At 42.0% G+C, this 16833-nt stretch carries 19 protein-coding genes; 11 read left to right on the top strand and 8 right to left on the bottom strand.

Features of this window, described 5'->3' with window-relative positions; all coding sequences use genetic code 11:
- Positions 1-21: 21 nt before the first annotated feature.
- Complete coding sequence (locus tag WBM98_RS11275) at positions 22-171, bottom strand: hypothetical protein (RefSeq protein WP_424366119.1); 150 nt, start codon at positions 169-171, stop codon at positions 22-24.
- 142 nt (positions 172-313) lie between these two features.
- Between WBM98_RS11275 and WBM98_RS11270 the strand changes: the two genes are divergently transcribed.
- The 8 genes from WBM98_RS11270 (at position 314) to WBM98_RS11235 (ending at position 8572) form a co-directional block, all read left to right on the top strand.
- The gene (locus WBM98_RS11270; protein WP_424366118.1) at positions 314-2044 is read left to right on the top strand and encodes a hypothetical protein; all 1731 of its coding nucleotides are present in this window, start codon (positions 314-316) and stop codon (positions 2042-2044) included.
- Between the two features lie 4 nt (positions 2045-2048).
- On the top strand, positions 2049-2672 hold the full coding sequence (locus tag WBM98_RS11265; RefSeq protein ID WP_424366117.1) for a DUF2306 domain-containing protein: 624 nt from the start codon (positions 2049-2051) through the stop codon (positions 2670-2672).
- 134 nt (positions 2673-2806) lie between these two features.
- Positions 2807-3358 (top strand): LemA family protein, encoded by a 552-nt coding sequence (locus WBM98_RS11260; protein ID WP_424366116.1) that lies wholly within the window; start codon positions 2807-2809, stop codon positions 3356-3358.
- 236 nt (positions 3359-3594) lie between these two features.
- Positions 3595-5289, top strand: coding sequence for a DUF2207 domain-containing protein (locus WBM98_RS11255; protein WP_424366115.1), 1695 nt, complete (start codon positions 3595-3597; stop codon positions 5287-5289).
- A gap of 132 nt (positions 5290-5421) precedes the next feature.
- A complete protein-coding gene (locus tag WBM98_RS11250) occupies positions 5422-6378 on the top strand; it encodes a glycoside hydrolase family 43 protein (protein WP_424366114.1) in 957 nt (318 codons plus the stop codon).
- A 168-nt stretch (positions 6379-6546) separates the two neighbouring features.
- Positions 6547-7401 carry an alpha/beta hydrolase gene (locus WBM98_RS11245; protein WP_424366113.1) on the top strand — a complete coding sequence of 285 codons (855 nt, stop codon included), beginning with the start codon at positions 6547-6549 and terminating at the stop codon, positions 7399-7401.
- Positions 7402-7410: 9 nt separating this feature from the next.
- The gene (locus tag WBM98_RS11240) at positions 7411-7599 is read left to right on the top strand and encodes a hypothetical protein (RefSeq protein WP_424366112.1); all 189 of its coding nucleotides are present in this window, start codon (positions 7411-7413) and stop codon (positions 7597-7599) included.
- Position 7600: 1 nt separating this feature from the next.
- Positions 7601-8572 (top strand): aldo/keto reductase, encoded by a 972-nt coding sequence (locus tag WBM98_RS11235; protein WP_424366111.1) that lies wholly within the window; start codon positions 7601-7603, stop codon positions 8570-8572.
- Position 8573: 1 nt separating this feature from the next.
- On the opposite strand, the gene WBM98_RS11230 is transcribed toward WBM98_RS11235, so the two are convergent.
- The 4 genes from WBM98_RS11230 to WBM98_RS11215 all read right to left on the bottom strand — a co-directional run bounded on the left by WBM98_RS11230 (position 8574) and on the right by WBM98_RS11215 (position 12105).
- Positions 8574-9017 carry a VOC family protein gene (locus WBM98_RS11230; RefSeq protein ID WP_424366110.1) on the bottom strand — a complete coding sequence of 148 codons (444 nt, stop codon included), beginning with the start codon at positions 9015-9017 and terminating at the stop codon, positions 8574-8576.
- A 120-nt stretch (positions 9018-9137) separates the two neighbouring features.
- A complete protein-coding gene (locus WBM98_RS11225; protein ID WP_424366109.1) occupies positions 9138-9977 on the bottom strand; it encodes an alpha/beta fold hydrolase in 840 nt (279 codons plus the stop codon).
- 60 nt (positions 9978-10037) lie between these two features.
- On the bottom strand, positions 10038-10592 hold the full coding sequence (locus tag WBM98_RS11220) for a hypothetical protein (RefSeq protein WP_424366108.1): 555 nt from the start codon (positions 10590-10592) through the stop codon (positions 10038-10040).
- Positions 10593-10599: 7 nt separating this feature from the next.
- A complete protein-coding gene (locus tag WBM98_RS11215; protein WP_424366107.1) occupies positions 10600-12105 on the bottom strand; it encodes a helicase HerA-like domain-containing protein in 1506 nt (501 codons plus the stop codon).
- Positions 12106-12178: 73 nt separating this feature from the next.
- On the opposite strand from WBM98_RS11215, the gene WBM98_RS11210 reads away from it, so the two are divergent.
- Positions 12179-12811 (top strand): 7-carboxy-7-deazaguanine synthase QueE, encoded by a 633-nt coding sequence (locus WBM98_RS11210; protein ID WP_424366106.1) that lies wholly within the window; start codon positions 12179-12181, stop codon positions 12809-12811.
- 128 nt (positions 12812-12939) lie between these two features.
- On the opposite strand, the gene WBM98_RS11205 is transcribed toward WBM98_RS11210, so the two are convergent.
- Positions 12940-13761: a hypothetical protein gene (locus WBM98_RS11205; RefSeq protein WP_424366105.1), complete on the bottom strand. Its 822-nt coding sequence runs from the start codon at positions 13759-13761 to the stop codon at positions 12940-12942.
- A 44-nt stretch (positions 13762-13805) separates the two neighbouring features.
- Positions 13806-14528 carry a class I SAM-dependent methyltransferase gene (locus tag WBM98_RS11200; RefSeq protein WP_424366104.1) on the bottom strand — a complete coding sequence of 241 codons (723 nt, stop codon included), beginning with the start codon at positions 14526-14528 and terminating at the stop codon, positions 13806-13808.
- Between the two features lie 57 nt (positions 14529-14585).
- Between WBM98_RS11200 and WBM98_RS11195 the strand changes: the two genes are divergently transcribed.
- Positions 14586-15107 carry a DUF2059 domain-containing protein gene (locus WBM98_RS11195; RefSeq protein ID WP_424366103.1) on the top strand — a complete coding sequence of 174 codons (522 nt, stop codon included), beginning with the start codon at positions 14586-14588 and terminating at the stop codon, positions 15105-15107.
- On the top strand, positions 15100-15594 hold the full coding sequence (locus WBM98_RS11190; RefSeq protein WP_424366102.1) for a YkgJ family cysteine cluster protein: 495 nt from the start codon (positions 15100-15102) through the stop codon (positions 15592-15594). The genes WBM98_RS11195 and WBM98_RS11190 overlap by 8 nt, the downstream gene beginning before the upstream one ends.
- A gap of 12 nt (positions 15595-15606) precedes the next feature.
- Here WBM98_RS11190 and WBM98_RS11185 read toward each other — a convergent pair whose 3' ends face one another.
- Positions 15607-16833 carry an exo-beta-N-acetylmuramidase NamZ family protein gene (locus tag WBM98_RS11185; protein ID WP_424366101.1) on the bottom strand — a complete coding sequence of 409 codons (1227 nt, stop codon included), beginning with the start codon at positions 16831-16833 and terminating at the stop codon, positions 15607-15609.

The raw sequence follows: 16833 nt of genomic DNA, 5'->3' as shown, positions 1-16833 counted from the left end.
ATGGAAATTAAAAAAACCCTCTTAATTGAGGGTTTTTTGATTCAGGTCAATTCCCGATGTTATGCTGTCATTTGGTGTAAGCACATCGATATCATTGCTATCATCATAGTCACAACTGCCCATTCCGATCACACTGGCCAACACGATTCCTAGAAGTAGTATCTTTTTCATCATCAATGATTTTAGTAGGTATACGTACCAAGTTGCTGTTATTCCTTAACGTAATATTCCTTGAATTCTTACTCGAAGAGCCCGATTTAGTTTGAATGATTGGCTGCAAATCAGTATCTTTTGTTTAAAATCAATACTTACTATGAAAAAACTGATGCCTTTTTTTCTTTCAATAGTTTTTGGCCTTGTTGGCTGCGCGTCCGATAAAACAAATAAAAACAGTATCAATGTTTCCTTTTCTGAAACTGTGAGCCCAGAAAATAAAGACGGTAGATTGCTATTGATGCTTTCAAGCAACGATGAAATTGAACCCCGATTTCAAATCAATGACGGGCTCGAGACGCAATTGATTTTTGGGATGAATGTTGAGGGAATGGCGGCAAGGGAAGCGATGGTATTTGATGAAACGGTATTTGGATACCCCTTTTCAAGTCTGGCCGACGTACCTGCGGGCGAATACAACGTTCAGGCACTTTTACATGTGTACGAAACGTTCAATTTATCAACAGGACATACGGTAAAGTTGCCCATGGATAATGGGGAGGGTCAACAATGGAATAAATCTCCAGGCAACTTATACAGCCAACCTTTTAAAATTACCATAACAGAACAGGGTATCCAAAATGTTGATGTGGTCATGGATCAAGTAATCCCACCCATCGAAGAACCCGCAGATACGGAATGGGTCAAGCATATTAAGGTGAAATCTGAAAAATTATCTGAATTTTGGGGTAGGGATATTTATTTGGGGGCCCATGTTCTATTGCCAAAAGGATTCAAGGAGCATCCGGAAGCCAAATATCCGTTGATGGTATTCCACGGCCATTTCCCATCCGATTTTGGCGGGTTTAGTACCACCCCGCCCGATCCGAACATGAAGCCCGAATATTCAGCACGTTTTAATCTGGAAGGGTATAACATTATTCAGGCACAAGAATCCTATGATTTCTATAAGCGATGGATCGATCCTGATTTTCCACGATTTCTCATTATAGAAATACAGCATCCGACCCCTTATTATGACGATTCCTACGCAGTAAATTCTGCAAGTCAAGGGCCCTATGGCGATGCCATAACCTATGAGCTGATTCCTGAGATAGAAAGACAGTTTCGGGGCATGGGCGAAGGTTGGTCACGGTTTCTATATGGAGGCTCTACTGGAGGATGGGAAGCCTTGGCGGTGCAGGTCAAATACCCCAACGAATACAATGGTTGTTTCGCAGCCTGTCCCGACCCCATAGATTTTAGGGCCTATTGCTTGACCAATATCTACGAGGATGATAATGCCTATTATTATAAAAGTGATCATAAAAAATTGGAAGTCCCATCGCATAGGAATTATTTGGGTCAAATTCAATCGACTTTACGACAAGGCAATCATTTAGAATTGGTTTTAGGTGATAGATCTAGGTCTGGTCAGCAATGGGATATTTGGGAAGCGACTTACTCGCCCCAAGGGGAAGATGGCTATCCGGTTCGTTTATGGGATAAATATTCGGGGGATATCGATCATAAAGTGGCTGAATATTGGAAAGAGAATTATGATTTACGGCATATCTTGGAACGTGATTGGGATAAGTTGGGTGATAATCTTAAAGGTAAAATACATCTCTTCTGTGGTGACATGGATAACTACTATCTGAACAATGCGGTCTATTTGATGGAGGACTTTTTGGAAAGTACTACTGAACCTTATTATGATGGTGAGATAACCTATGGGGATCGGGCAGAGCATTGCTGGAATGGCGATCCCGATCAACCCAATGCGATAAGTCGAATGCGATACAATTCGATGTATGTGCCCAAGATCATGAAGCGCATTGCCGAAAGTGCCCCCAAAGGGGCCGATGTAACGAGTTGGCGCTATAAATAGTATAATGAAAAATACAACCAATAAAGTATCATGGGTGGTTTTCGCGGTTTTGGCCGTGACCATCGGGGTATATCCTTTGGTGTATTTTGTGGTAGATCGAAAGTTTGGTCTCTTGGCATCGAAAAGTGAGGCATTGCTATCAAATACGTTTTGGAATATCGGATTTTATGGACATATTCTGTTTGGTGGATTGGCCCTACTTATAGGATGGCTTCAGTTTAGCGAAAAAATAAGGCGCTCACATCCCAAGAGGCACCGGTTGGTAGGTAAGATTTATATTATTTCAGTATTTATAAGTGGAATTTGTGCACTATATATCGGGGGTTATGCCACTGGTGGTATGATCGCTTCTTTAGGTTTTATTTCCTTGGGGATTATTTGGTTGTTTACAACAGGCATGGCCTACAATGCGGCACGAAAAAAGGATTTTTCATTGCATAAGGGGTTTATGATTTATAGCTACGCCGCTTGCTTTGCAGCAGTAACCCTGCGTATTTGGTTGCCCATTTTGAACTTGGTTTTTGATGATTTCATTGTGGCATATCGAATTGTTGCTTGGTTATGTTGGGTGCCCAATATCATATTCGCTTATTTCTGGGTTCGGAAAAAAGGGCTGATCTTGGGCTGATTGAATCTATGTTGGGACCACACGGGAAGGCTTAAGGAAAATCGGGGCTTTCCTATTAGATGATCTTAAATAAATGTAATTTAGTATGTCTTTACACAATTGATCAATAATAAAATAAAACGAATATGATAACTATGATAGTTTTACTCGGTGTACTGGTTCTAGTTGTACTATTACTTATTGGGATATTCAATCGATTCGTAAAAAATCGGAATACGGTAAATGATGCCTGGAGCAATATCGATGTGGCCTTGAAACGGCGGTACGATCTGATTCCGAATTTGGTGGAAACGGTAAAGGGGTATGCAAAACATGAAAAATCGACACTGGAAGATGTGACCAATGCCCGAAATGCCGCTATGCAGGTCCCTAAAGGGGACATTAACGCCCAGATCAAGGCCGAGAATCAATTACAACAAAGCTTGCGAAGTATTTTTGCCCTTGGGGAAGCTTATCCCGATTTAAAGGCCAATGCAAATTATCTGGATTTGCAGGAGAAATTGAATGCAATAGAAGAGAATCTGGAGCGCAGCCGTCGTTATTACAATGGAACGGTAAGGGAAAATAATACCTATGGCGAAAGCTTCCCTGGAGTGCTTTTTGCTGGAATGTTCAAATACCAGCATTTTGACTTTTTCGAAGTAGATGAGGTAAGCAGGGCCAATGTAAAAGTGGATTTTTCTTAGATGCTTATTAAATGGGGGAGATAACCAAGATTTTGTGGAAACAATTCTAGGGCTATCATAGCGCACCAAGAAGTTAGTTGGTGATACCATATGGCATAATTAAGGTAGTGTTACGCTTTTGATCATCCCTCCGTACCAAACCCTAAAAATAAGCATGGGAATCTTGCAACCTAATATTCGTCAACAATTCGTGGTCGTTAATTATAGTGGTGTTTAAGAAAACTGAATTTAAAGCGATGAAAAGGATTTTTTTGGTACTGTTCGCCATGCTTCCCATTTTAAACGGGTATGCACAGGATTTCACGGTGCATAATTACTCCGTCGAAATCTTCATTCATCAAGAGGGCTACTTTGATGTTGTTGAAAATTACGACCTCAACTTTGAAACCTATAAGCATGGTATTTACCGGACCATTCAAACCAACTATGATCTTGTTGATGAAGCAGGGAACGCCCAGAAAAGGCGAATAAAAATCAGCGATATAGAGGTGCCCAAGTACAAATTCGATGCCCCATTTGATTTTGTCCAAAAGTTAAGTGATAAGATCGATATCAAAATCGGGGATAAGAATAAAACCCTTATAGGCCCACAGCATTATGAAATCAGCTATAGGGTCTACAATGCCTTTCTATTTAGAGATTCCCAAATACGGTTTTATTGGAATATAAAACCCGATGGCTGGCAGGCCGATTTCCATCAAATAACTTTTAAGGTACACGTTCCCGATGAAATAACACTCAGCAAGGAGACTGGTTTTGTGTATTCGGGCGATAGAGGGACCTCTACCCTGAGTAGTGATTTCACAGTACATTTTGACAAGGGGGTTATGGAAGGTAGGAGTATCGAAAATTTCGTATCGCACCCAGGGGAAAGTGTGACCGTATTGATCAACCTTCCGGCCAATGCTGTTAAAGAAATAAAACCCTTATGGCCATTTTGGAACGCGTATGGCTGGCTTTTCTTCGTTGGTGCATTGATTATCGCATTCTTTTTGATATGGCGGAAATTTGGCAAGGACGAACGGGTGGTGCGCACTACGAGTTACTATGCACCCGAGAATATAGATCCCGCAATGGCAGGTTTCCTCATTGATGATAAAGCAGACAATGCGGATTTGATTTCATTGTTGCCTTTTTGGGGGTCCAAAGGATATTTACGGATTGAGGAAGTACCCAAAAAAGGACTGTTCGGAAAAAAGGATACCAAACTTATCCGCATAAAACCACTACCGAACGAGGTGGGGGATTATGAACTTAAGGTGTTCAATGGGCTGTTTGGAAATGATCAGGACAAAGAAGGGGTCGAAGTGCTGGTAAGTAGTCTAAAAGACACCTTTTATAGCACCATGCAAGAAGCCCGGAGCATCCTAAAGAAAAAGGCACAACCCTATTATGTGGCCGAATCAAGGAAAATACAGGGCATTACTTGGGCCGTTTTAGTCTTCATGGCCATAGTATTGACCTTTGTGGGATTGGTTTATTGGGGTATTCTAGCTGCCATAGCCCTTTTAATTACCTGCATCCTATTGATGATCCTCAATGTCTATATGGTTAAAAAAAATACAAGAGGTAACCGCACGCTTTCGGAATTAAAGGGATTCAAGCAATTTATTAAAATAGCAGAGGAAAATAAATTGAAGCTGTTGTTAGAGGACGACCCAAGCTATTTTGAGAATACCATGGGGTATGCCCTTGCCTTCGGTATGTTCGATAAATGGGCCAGAAAGTTCGAAGTTTTAAACGTGCCACCACCACAATGGTATAGTTCCCCATCATACAATACCCTAACCATGCACAATTTTTCAAAATCGTTCTCGAGTTCTATGGCAATGGCTAAATCCAATATGGTGAGTACCCCCTCGAGCAGTGGTTCTTCTGGAGGCGGTTCTTCAGGGGGCGGCTTCGGCGGTGGCGGTGGCGGAAGTTGGTAATTTCCGGTGGTATTTTTGGATGGCGATTTTTATTGGATATAAACAATAATGATGAAGATTAAATTTACCCTATTCATGATGGTTTTTCTTTTTATGGCTTGCAAGGAGTCTCCAAAAAAAGATCCTGCCAGCATGGATACAACTACATCGGGCAATCCTATTTTCGAAGGATGGTATGCTGACCCGGAAGGTGCGGTGTTGAATAACGAATATTGGGTATATCCTACCTATTCCGATGATTTTGAAAAACAAGTGTTTTTGGATGCTTTTTCTTCCAAAGATTTGATCACATGGCAAAAGCATGAACATATTTTGGATACGACGATCATAACGTGGTGCCGACAGGCCTTATGGGCGCCATCAGTGATAGAAAAGGAAAGTAAATTTTATCTCTTTTTTGGGGCCAATGATATTCAACGACCCGGAAGGGATTCATACGACCCCAATAACGATATCAATCATTTTGGGGGTATTGGTGTTGCCGTTTCCGATTCTCCTGCTGGCCCATTTAAAGATTATTTGGGCAAACCTTTGGTTTCTGATTTCTACAACAATGCCCAGCCGATAGACCAATTTGTATTTAAGGATGTGGATGGCACGTTTTACTTATTCTATGGGGGATGGAGCCATTGTAACCTCGGTAAATTGAATTCCGATTTTACCGGTTTTATACCTTGGGAAAATGGGGCTCTTTTCAAGGAAATAACCCCGGATGGCTATGTAGAAGGTCCGTTTATGTTTTTAAGAAAAGGTATTTATTATTTTATGTGGTCCGAAGGTAATTGGACCGATGATAGTTATAGGGTGGTCTATGCCATAGCCGATAAGGCCATAGGACCTTATAAACGTATAGGCACCGTTTTGGAGTCCGATGAAAATATCGCAACCGGAGCAGGCCATCATTCAGTGATCAACATTCCCAATACCGATGCGTGGATTATGGTGTATCATCGCAGGCCAATACCCAATGAAGATCGCGACCACCGTGTTACCTGTATGGATAAAATGGAATTTAATTCGGATGGAACGATAAAACCGGTACAAATGACCTTTACAGGAATGCATAAAACGCCTATTGAAGGGTATTGATTTTTTTAATGGTTCGTATAACTTTTATTCTTGTATGATTGGGGTTATATGTATTCGGATAAAGTAATTTTAAAGGTTCTTTCTTAATGTCAAATGCACTAAAAATACGTCTCGTTTTCTTATCTTGTATTCCTTTTAATTTTATATAATCAATCCTTATAATTGAACATGAAAAATCTATTGTCAGTACTCTGCATTTGTTTGGGTATTTTAAGTTCAAGTGCCCAAAGCGGTAAGGTATGCGACGACCTTGCCATGACCAGCAAAATTCTTAAGGGTGAACGCAAATATGCAGTGTACTTACCACCGGACTATGAAACTTCGGAGCGTAGTTATCCCGTACTCTACCTTTTACATGGTGCTGGCGACGACCAGACGGGTTGGGTGCAATTTGGGGAGGTGCTTCGAATAACCGATAATGCCATTAAGGATGGTACGGCAACCCCCATGATTATTGTCATGCCCGATGCCAATACCGGCCAAAGAGGTTATTTTAACCAAGGGAATTGGCGTTATGAGGATTTCTTTTTTGAGGAACTCATGCCTTTTGTAGAACAGAGATATCGCATCAAGGGTGAAAAAAAATACCGTGCTGTGGCTGGACTTTCCATGGGCGGGGGCGGGTCATTCATGTATGCACTCCATCGCCCTGAATTGTTTTCTTCGGCCTGTCCTTTAAGTGCCTATGTGGGTCCATTGACTATTGAGGATTTAAAAGAGCGGTTCAAACGAGATGATCAACAATATACGGAGGAAGAGATCCAAACATATTTTGAACGACACAATGCCATTAATTTAATTGAAAGTGTTCCCATTGAAGATATAAAATCTGTACGATGGTATATCGATTGTGGTGATGATGATTTCTTGTACGAGGGGAACAGTTTGGTACATATAGCCATGAAAAAGAAAGAGATACCCCATGAATACCGGGTTAGGGAAGGAAGGCACAGTTGGACCTACTGGCGGGAATCTTTACCTAAGGTGTTGGAATTTGTTTCACAAGCATTTCATCAGTATTAAGCGCAAAAAATGAATAAGAAAAGATTGATACTACAAGTCCTTGCGGCGATCCTATTATATGTCATCATCTCATTGATATTGGAAAAAGAGTATTCCAATGATATAATTCTTCGCGAAGTTATCGAAGGTCTGATTTTCGGTCTTCTATATGGCCTATTTATCTGGTTCAGGGAAAAATGGAGAAACAAAAGTGAATAATATGGAATATAGACGATTTGGAAGAACTGCTTGGAAAGTTAGTGAAGTTGGATATGGTATGTGGGGTATGGGTGGATGGACGGACTCAGACGATATTCAGTCCGCCAAATCCCTCGATCTAGCCGTGGAAAACGGTGTTAATTTCTTTGATACGGCTTGGGGTTATGGCGAAGGTCATAGCGAAAGATTATTAGGCCAATTGGTTCGAAGGCATCCATATAGAAAATTGTATACAGCAAGTAAGATTCCACCCAAAAATTTTAAGTGGCCCGCAAAACCGGAATATAACTTCGAGGATTCTTATCCAGCGGCCCATATTATGGAATACACCCATAAGACCTTGCAGAATTTAGGATTGGAGCAAATTGACCTAATGCAATTACATACATGGGATGATGTTTGGGCCGAACGGGAAGAATGGCAACGGGCCATTGAAGATTTGAAGACAGCTGGCAAGGTTGCAGCAATGGGTATTAGTATGAACCGGTGGGAACCCGAAAATGGAATAAAAGCAATAAAAACCGGAATGTTGGATGCCGTACAAGTGATTTACAACATTTTTGACCAAGCCCCTGAAGATGCTCTTTTTCCATTATGTGATGAGCTTGACATAGCTGTAATCGCCCGAGTTCCTTTTGACGAGGGTACCTTAACAGGAAGTTTGACCAAAGAAACTACCTTTCCAGAAGGAGATTGGCGAGGCACCTATTTTGTTCCTGAAAATTTGATTTCAAGTGTAGAAAGGGCAGATGCGTTGAGGCCCTTAATTCCTGAAGGAATGACCATGGCCGAAATGGCCTTGCGTTTTATCACGATGAATAAAACGGTTAGTACGATGATTCCGGGCATGAGAAAAGAAAGGAATGTTTTGGCCAATACCGCTGTTAGTGACGGAAAAGGACTCCCAGAAACCCTATTCAATGAATTACGAAAACATCGTTGGGATAGAGTACCTACCGCTTGGTCTCAATAAGTTATTTGGCGAATAACTGCCCCATATCCTTAAAAGCCTTGAATTCCAATGCATTTCCTGCAGGGTCCATAAAGAACATGGTGGCCTGCTCCCCGACAAGCCCCTTAAAACGAATATAAGGTGCAATAACGAACTTCACACCTTTAGATTTCAACTCCTCTGAAAAGGTTTGAAACGTATCCCAGGGTAAGACCACGCCATAATGGGGTACGGGTACATTTTTACCATCGACGGGATTCGTGTGCAGTGCTTCCTTGGACCTACCTGCCGGCGTGGCAGGTTTGGGTTTATAATGAATGACCAACTGATGGCCAAATAGGTTGAAATCAACCCAATGTTCGCTGCTACGGCCTTCTTCACAATTTAGGATCTCACCATAGAATTTACGGCATTCGGCCAAATTGTGGACGGGTATCGCAATGTGGAAAGGAGTTACATTTTGCATATATAAAAGTTTAATTTGATAGATTCCCCCTTAAAAGGGGGATTAAGAGGGATGTTTTTGACACCCCTTCTTTCGGCCGATCCCTGAAGGAATCAATCGAAACATAAAATTACCTTATTCCTATGATTTAATAAAATCCATAATACGGAGATTCACCTCTTTTTGATGCATGGAATGCCCAAAGCCCTCTGTGATATAAAACGCACTGTTTTTCCATGAGGCATGTACCCCTTCAGATGCGCTGAAAGGAACAATGGTATCCCTCCTATCATGTATGATGAGCCCTTTTTTATCTAAATGTCCCTTAAAATCCGACGAGTTGAATTCATGGATTCTAAAACCATAGTTTTTCAATATGTAATCATCCAGCGCTTCGTAGACAACATCATTGAATTTTAAGATTTGTTGGTAGTGTTGCATTACGTCCTGAAGTTTTGACGGGGAACCTATGGTTACGATTTTTTCAATTTCAGGATTGGGATATTTTTCCTGATGGTACAGCGTATTCATGCCACCTACCGAATGACCAATTATAATTTGTGGTTTGTAAGCATCTACAATAACCTTGGTGCATTCCGTATAAAGGGCAACATTGAAGATGTTCCCAGTTGAATTCCCATGTGCCGGGGCATCAAAAGCCACGATATTATAGTTTTCATCCTTTAGGAATGCTATTAAATTTCTCCACCGAAAGGTGTTGCTTTCCCATCCATGCAACAAAAGCACGGTTTCTCGGTCCCCTTTCCATTGATAGGTCTGTAGTTCAATGTTCATCGTCTTTACACGCTGGTGCCTGGCATCGTCAAGGAAAGCTGCTTGCTCGGGAAGTACCTTGCCTTTCCGAGGACTACAGAATAATCCAAAAGCCTTTTTTGCCGTATTTTGTTGGGAAAAAAGTGCCAATGAATTAAAATAAGCTCCGTAGGCAAGGGGAATGAATTTATGAAGTGTTTTTTGCATTATGTATTTAGGCAATTGGATAGGATTTGGGTAAAGGCTTGGTCGGTGATGGTAAAAATATTATTCCCAACCCACCATCAAATATTTTATTTTCGCATGATCAGGCACCTGAACGGCCTCAATATTAGGGCTTGATACATAACGAAGGCTTTCGGGCAGTTGGCTCTTGTCTATGGTAAAATAGATATCGCTGTCCTTGACGAAAATAACGATGTTGTTGATTGCGGTTACGATTTTTTGAATCGTATACTTTTCCTTGATGTCCTTGAACGTACTATTGAGGCCAATGCCTTTTTCAGTTTTGAAACGTGGGTCATTGATCCTAACATTCTGGATTCTTGGAATACTATCGGAACTGGGGGTCAACGTTAAAAGATGATTTCCTCCCTTTTCATATATTTTGATACTTCTGGCACCCAAGCCCGAAGTTAATTTCATCGTATCCTTTACTATGGAATCCTGATAAAAAATAACTTCCAGATCCCGTATCAAACTGACTTTTTCAAGTTGACCTACACTGTTATTGGTAATGAGGAATGTAGTGTCTTTTTCTTTTTCGCACTGCGCCAATAAGGCAATAGCGCAGATGCCCATAACTACAACTATTTTTTTCATAGGCTGATTATCGCATTACCTTTTTTAAAACCCCTAAAACCCCACGGATAAAAGTGGCGCTCGTCAATACTTTGATAACCGGGTTCTGTCTTGTACTTCTTCGGGTCGATGTACGTCTACCCGAAGAACTTGTTTTTTCTTTTTCCGCTTCTTTTTCAGCCTTTACGATTTTTTCGTTCAGTATTTCATAAGCACTTTCCCGATCAATTTCTTCGTTGTATTTCCCCACCAGGTTCGAATTCTTGATAACCGACTTCAGTTCGCCATCCGTAAGTATATCCATACGGCTCATGGGGGCACGTAACAAAGTGGCGGCCAGCGGGGTGGGCCTTCCTTTTTCATCCAAGGCAGAAATCAAGGCTTCCCCGATACCTAGCGAAGTCAGGACTTCCTTTGTGTCATAATAATCCGATATGGGGTAGTTTTCAGCGGTCAGTTTAATGGCCTTTCGGTCCCTTGCCGTAAAGGCACGCAAGGCATGCTGTACTTTTAGTCCCAATTGTGCCAAAACCTCATTGGGTACATCGGTCGGGTTTTGTGTTACAAAATAAAGGCCGATGCCTTTGGAGCGGATCAATTTAACAATGCTTTCAATCTGATCCAATAAAGCCTTTGAGGCTTCCTTGAAGATCAAATGGGCCTCGTCTATAAACAGAATAAGCTCAGGCTTGTCGCTATCACCTTGTTCTGGGAAAGTGGAATATATTTCTGCCAAAAGGCTTAACATGAATGTTGAAAACAATTTAGGGCGATCTTGGATGTCTGTCAATCGTAAAATGTTTATATATCCTCTGCCGTTTTCATCGATACGTGTCAAATCATCGACTTCGAACGATTTTTCCCCAAAAAACAGTTCGGCACCCTGTTGTTCCAATTCAATGACCTTCCTTAGTATGGTGCCTGTGGAACTGGTGGAAATTCGTCCGTAATCCTTCGTGAATTCCTGTTTGCCTGCACCGGTGGCATACTGAAGCACTTTCTTGAAATCCTTAAGATCCAAAAGCGGCAATTTATTGTCATCACAGTATTTGAATACCACGGCAACTATGCCTTCTTGGGTTTCCGATAGATCCAATATTCTTGAGAGGAGTATCGGCCCAAATTCCGAAACTGTTGCGCGTAATTTTACCCCATCCTGTTCTGACAGGGAAAGGATTTCTACAGGAAAACTTTTCGCCTCAAAGGGGATGCCTATTTTTGCATGTCGTTCATCGATTTTAGGATGTCCGGGACTGGGTTGGGCCAGACCACTAAGATCGCCTTTCAAATCCATTAGAAGCACGGGAATTCCCTTATCGGATAAATTCTCGGCGAGGACTTGCAAGGTCTTGGTCTTCCCCGTTCCAGTAGCTCCGGCGATCAATCCATGCCGGTTTAAGGTTTTAAGGGGTATTTTGACGAGGGCATTGGTCACGGCCTCCCCATCGAGCATGGCGGCGCCCATGATTATGGAATCGCCTTTGGTTGTATACCCTTTTTCGATATGTGCAAAGAATTCGTCTTTGGAGCTCATGCGTCTAATTTTCGATAAAAATAGGGCATTTTTAGGCAACAATAAAACGATATGTAAGTACTATCTTTGCCAAATGATGAATATGGAGGTTTTAGCATTGGTGAACAAGGGATTGATGCTTCCGCTTATGGAAGAATTTTATACGATCCAAGGGGAAGGGTACCACAAGGGTACAGCCGCCTATTTTATTCGTGTTGGGGGTTGCGATGTAGGTTGTCATTGGTGCGATGTGAAGGAAAGTTGGAATGCGGATACACATCCACCAACCGATATCGAGAGCATTGTGGCGAAAGCGGCAACTTTTTCCGATACCATTGTTGTCACGGGTGGAGAGCCCCTTACTTGGGATATGGGACCGCTGACCACGGCACTAAAGGCCAGAAATTTACAGACCCATATCGAGACCTCCGGGGCTTATGAACTAAGTGGCACTTGGGATTGGATATGCCTCTCCCCAAAGAAAAACAAACTTCCCACGGCCGAAGTTTATAAGCAAGCGCATGAACTGAAAGTAATTGTGTATAATAAACACGATCTGCTTTTTGCAGAGGAACAGGCCGAAAAGGTGGGGAAAGACTGTATTTTATATTTACAGCCGGAATGGAGCGTACGTGAGAAGACCATTCCCCTTATCGTAGATTATGTGATGGCACATCCTAAATGGAAAGTATCCTTGCAGACCCATAAATATTTGAACATTCCGTAGTCGGAAGTACGAAGCTGGTTGATGGCTAATTGTTGACGGGAGACCGAAGACGGAAGACCGATGCTAGACTTTGTACTTTAGACTTCTGACTTCTGACTTCTGACTTTAGACTTTAGACTTAGTACAGTTCATCTACCACCATTGGCCTGAAGGTCCATCAAACATTCAGCTCCGAGATCGGGAATACTGACCAACCCTTTTGCCACTCTTTTTTCCAATAGTTTTTTCATACTTGGGCCAAACTGTAATTCTGCCCGCATAAGACAACCTTCAACGGTACAGTGATTATCACCAATCTCATTGTTGTCATCATCGGTAGTCGTGCCTTCATGCTCATTTACGGGAACCGTACCAAGATTCACCAGCCCCATTAAATGACCGAATTCGTGGTTCATGGTGGCGGTCTCCACATCGTCAACGTCAACAGCAGAACTTTTCGCCGCCAAGTTTCTTATGGTTTCTTCATAGATGACCATCGAAGTATTCCAATAAACAGCGCCTAAGGTAACCAGGTCCTCCTCTTCAACATCTTCTTCAGAAGGGGCGTCGGCAAAATAGATGAAAATGGCCAAGGTACTACCATCATTAAAGGCGGTCCTGTTCTTTTTTTCCAGGTCGTTGATCTCCTCCAGCGTCAATTTTTCTTCATTGGGGGAAGGTAATTCATTGTATATGATTTCAATATCATCCTTGTATGTATATTGTTTCAAGAAGGCGACAAAATCGGTCATTGCTATTGCGGTTGGTCTATACCCGGATACATAGGCAATTTCAATGAGCAGTTTGTCAAAGGTGGTATTCGAGAGGATATCGTTGGCAGAATCACCAGAAGCTTTATAGTTGGCAGAATGATTGACCGTTTTTGGATCTTCGGTGTCATTCGAGTCTTTAGAGCAACTGATGATCACCGTCAAAAAAAGGAGCACCAATGCCAAAAATCGATTTTTCATAGCTTTTCTTTTAAAAATATAACGCAAAAATAATACCATTGGTATTAAAGGCAAGATAATCTGGCTAAATAGTCGTAATGTTCGCCTAAGCTTACTATCTCACAGCGTAAATCACACGCCAAGGCCACCTTCTTTAATGTATTTTGATCCAAATATAACCAAGGAAATGATGCACTGGTCAATTCTCGATACCTAAGGGTGAAATAAACCTCCCCATAATACCCATCTTCAGCAACAAGATCATCCCGATTGTCGGCGGAATCGCCTTCATCGGTATCGAACATGTAGATGATGTCACTGGAATCCAACAAGATTTGACCCTTGGGGCGTAGCAGTGATTTAAAATGCATTAAATAGTTCTTTAACGCATCGAGATTGCCCACGATACCGATGCCGTTCATGAGCAGGAGCAGGGTATCGAACTTCGGTAGGGTTAAATCAAGTATGGGGCAGTTTATCGTGTTGGTTATACCCCGTCGAATGCAGGTCTTTATAGCGCCCAACGAATGGTCCAAGGCGGTCACCTGTACTCCTTTTTCTTGAAGGTAAAGACTATGGCTACCCGCACCGCAGCCAATATCCAATACGTTCCCGCGACACAAGCCCAGTGCCTTTTGTTCTATGCCGGGCATGTCATCAAAGGTTCTGAAAAGATAGGGAATGGGAATTGTATCTTCCTCATCCAAGGACGAGTACGTAACGATATCCTCCTTGTAATTCCCATTCATATAATCCAATAAGGCCTTTCCGAAAATATCGGTTTCCATATAATTTGTACTTTGCGGACAAAATTGGGATTTTTAACCCGTTTTAAAAAACCGAAGATGAAACAAATCAAGATTGTGTTTTTTTGCTTGCTTTTGGCCCCGATGGCCTTTATGGCACAAGAATCGGATTATTCAAAGGATGTCGCCGATTATTTGGAGCATAATGGTACAATGCAACAATATGAATTTGCCTATGGGCAATTACTGAAAATGCTCGAGGGACAGTTTCCCAAAGATGATACCAATACCGAAGGTTGGGCCTATATGGAGGAGCATGGCAACAAGGCCCTGGAAGAGATCAAAAGCTTGTTGGTGCCCATCTATCAAGCACATTTCACCCAGGATGATATCAGGCAAATGGTCACTTTCTATAAAACCGAAGCCGGCGTTTTGTTGATGAACGATCGTTCAAAAATGACCGATGCGCATAAAGAGGAATTGAACAGCTTTTACAATACAACGGTTGGTCAAAAGATAATTGGGAAACAAGAGGTACTTACCGCGGAGATTTCAAAAGTATCGGAAAACTGGAGTCGTGAATTGTATGAAACGGCAATGAGCCTTTTGAAAAATGGATGAGGTGATACGACAGCTCCCCAAAAAGGCCGCTGAAAAACATAAGGAAAACAAAAAATTCCTTGCCCAATTACGAAAGAAACCCCCGAAGCATTTGGATTACGTAATGCAGGAGTTGCACGAGGCCGAATTTCAAAGGACCGATTGCTTAACCTGTGCCAATTGTTGCAAGACCACGGGACCTCTTTTTACCAATTCGGATATTGAACGTATTTCGAAACATTTTCGAATGAAGCCACATAAATTCATATCGGATTTTTTGCAGGTAGATGAAGAGAATGACTATGTATTACAGCAACTTCCATGCACTTTTTTGGGGTCGGACAATCTATGCGCTATTTACGAGGTCAGACCTAAGGCGTGTCGGGAGTTTCCACATACCGACCGTAAAAAATTCCATCAAATAAGTAATCTCACGCTCCAGAATGTGGCCATTTGCCCGGCAGCTTACAATATCGTCGAGGCAATGAAAAAAAGAATAAAACCGTAAGCGTAATTGTCCCTATTTATATAATAAATACTTCGCTCGAATCGCCTTGAATTTGTCCAGATCATTTTGCCAGGTCGCCTTGATTTCCGCTTCGGATAATCCGGCTTCGATTTGTTGTTGTAATTTTTCCGTTCCGGCATGTTTAGTAAATCCACTGGTGATAAAAACCTTGGACTTATCGTTGGCATTTTTATAGGCATCGATAATCCACTTTAAGGAAACCTCGTTCATTTTAGGAATTTTGGAAAGATCTTTCCCATAACAGACCTTGCCATTTTCTTTCGGGTTTTTTGAACCGAAATTGGGTCTGGGCCAGTATTTGAAGCTGTATTGGCTGCTATCAAGAAAAGATGCACCATACCGTTGGAACTGAAACTCGGTACCCCTACCCGCATTGATATGGGTGCCCTCGAACAATCCCAGACTGGGATACAGACTGATGGCGGTATCGTTGGGTAGGTTGGGCGAAGGTCGAATAGGCAGGCTATATTCCGATGTATGCGTGTAATTTTCCAAGGGTACAAAAGTCAAATCAACCTTTTCCTTATTCGCCAACCAGCCTTCTTCATTGATCATTATGGCGTATTCCGCTATGGTCATGCCATAGACCAGGGGTATGGGGGTCATGCCGAGGAAACCCATGTGTTCCTTTTCCATGGTGGGACCGTCCACATAATGGGCATTCGGATTGGGTCGGTCCAACACCACGATAGGAATGCCGTTTTCCGCACAGGCCTCCATGACCAATTGCAGCGTAGCGATATACGTGTAAAAACGAACGCCGACATCCTGGATATCAAAGAGGACCACATCTAGATTTAGCAGTTGCTCCTTAGAAGGTTTTCGATTTTTCCCGTACAATGAAATCAGGGGTAATCCGGTCTTGGAGTCCAATCCGTCTTTTACTTTTTCCCCGGCATCGGCCTGTCCCCGAAATCCGTGTTCGGGTGCAAATACCTTTTTAATGTCGATATCCAAACTCAATAGCGAATCTACAAGATGCGTGTGGCCGTTTTTTTTGAAGATCACACTGGTCTGGTTGGCAACCACACCCACTCTTTTACCTTTTAACAATTCTAGATAGGCCTCGGTGCTATTGGCACCTACGATGATCGGTTTTTGGGTAGTGTCTAATGCTGCCTCCTGATTGCTTTTCGACTGTTTTTCAGTGTTTCCACATGCCGACACAATTAAAACCCATAAGAAAACTGTATTTTTGAAACTGGATAAAATTGCCAT

Origin of the sequence: Maribacter sp. (assembly GCF_049667165.1) — a bacterium.
Classification (GTDB): Bacteria; Bacteroidota; Bacteroidia; order Flavobacteriales; family Flavobacteriaceae; genus Maribacter_A.
The sequence above is the reverse complement of the archived record's forward strand: the minus strand, read 5'-3'. Positions and strand labels throughout refer to the sequence as shown.

What these genes read in the sequence shown, in the direction of transcription:
- WBM98_RS11205 (WP_424366105.1), bottom strand. Translation starts at nt 13,761, where the DNA reads ATGAAAAATCGATTTTTGGCATTGGTGCTCCTTTTTTTGACGGTGATC.
- WBM98_RS11230 (WP_424366110.1), bottom strand. Translation starts at nt 9,017, where the DNA reads ATGCAAAATGTAACTCCTTTCCACATTGCGATACCCGTCCACAATTTG.
- WBM98_RS11265 (WP_424366117.1), top strand. Translation starts at nt 2,049, where the DNA reads ATGAAAAATACAACCAATAAAGTATCATGGGTGGTTTTCGCGGTTTTG.
- WBM98_RS11245 (WP_424366113.1), top strand. Translation starts at nt 6,547, where the DNA reads ATGAAAAATCTATTGTCAGTACTCTGCATTTGTTTGGGTATTTTAAGT.
- WBM98_RS11275 (WP_424366119.1), bottom strand. Translation starts at nt 171, where the DNA reads ATGAAAAAGATACTACTTCTAGGAATCGTGTTGGCCAGTGTGATCGGA.
- WBM98_RS11250 (WP_424366114.1), top strand. Translation starts at nt 5,422, where the DNA reads ATGGATACAACTACATCGGGCAATCCTATTTTCGAAGGATGGTATGCT.
- WBM98_RS11260 (WP_424366116.1), top strand. Translation starts at nt 2,807, where the DNA reads ATGATAGTTTTACTCGGTGTACTGGTTCTAGTTGTACTATTACTTATT.
- WBM98_RS11220 (WP_424366108.1), bottom strand. Translation starts at nt 10,592, where the DNA reads ATGAAAAAAATAGTTGTAGTTATGGGCATCTGCGCTATTGCCTTATTG.
- WBM98_RS11225 (WP_424366109.1), bottom strand. Translation starts at nt 9,977, where the DNA reads ATGCAAAAAACACTTCATAAATTCATTCCCCTTGCCTACGGAGCTTAT.
- WBM98_RS11185 (WP_424366101.1), bottom strand. Translation starts at nt 16,833, where the DNA reads ATGGCAATTTTATCCAGTTTCAAAAATACAGTTTTCTTATGGGTTTTA.
- WBM98_RS11215 (WP_424366107.1), bottom strand. Translation starts at nt 12,105, where the DNA reads ATGAGCTCCAAAGACGAATTCTTTGCACATATCGAAAAAGGGTATACA.
- WBM98_RS11255 (WP_424366115.1), top strand. Translation starts at nt 3,595, where the DNA reads ATGAAAAGGATTTTTTTGGTACTGTTCGCCATGCTTCCCATTTTAAAC.
- WBM98_RS11235 (WP_424366111.1), top strand. Translation starts at nt 7,601, where the DNA reads ATGGAATATAGACGATTTGGAAGAACTGCTTGGAAAGTTAGTGAAGTT.
- WBM98_RS11195 (WP_424366103.1), top strand. Translation starts at nt 14,586, where the DNA reads ATGAAACAAATCAAGATTGTGTTTTTTTGCTTGCTTTTGGCCCCGATG.
- WBM98_RS11240 (WP_424366112.1), top strand. Translation starts at nt 7,411, where the DNA reads ATGAATAAGAAAAGATTGATACTACAAGTCCTTGCGGCGATCCTATTA.
- WBM98_RS11200 (WP_424366104.1), bottom strand. Translation starts at nt 14,528, where the DNA reads ATGGAAACCGATATTTTCGGAAAGGCCTTATTGGATTATATGAATGGG.
- WBM98_RS11190 (WP_424366102.1), top strand. Translation starts at nt 15,100, where the DNA reads ATGGATGAGGTGATACGACAGCTCCCCAAAAAGGCCGCTGAAAAACAT.
- WBM98_RS11210 (WP_424366106.1), top strand. Translation starts at nt 12,179, where the DNA reads ATGATGAATATGGAGGTTTTAGCATTGGTGAACAAGGGATTGATGCTT.
- WBM98_RS11270 (WP_424366118.1), top strand. Translation starts at nt 314, where the DNA reads ATGAAAAAACTGATGCCTTTTTTTCTTTCAATAGTTTTTGGCCTTGTT.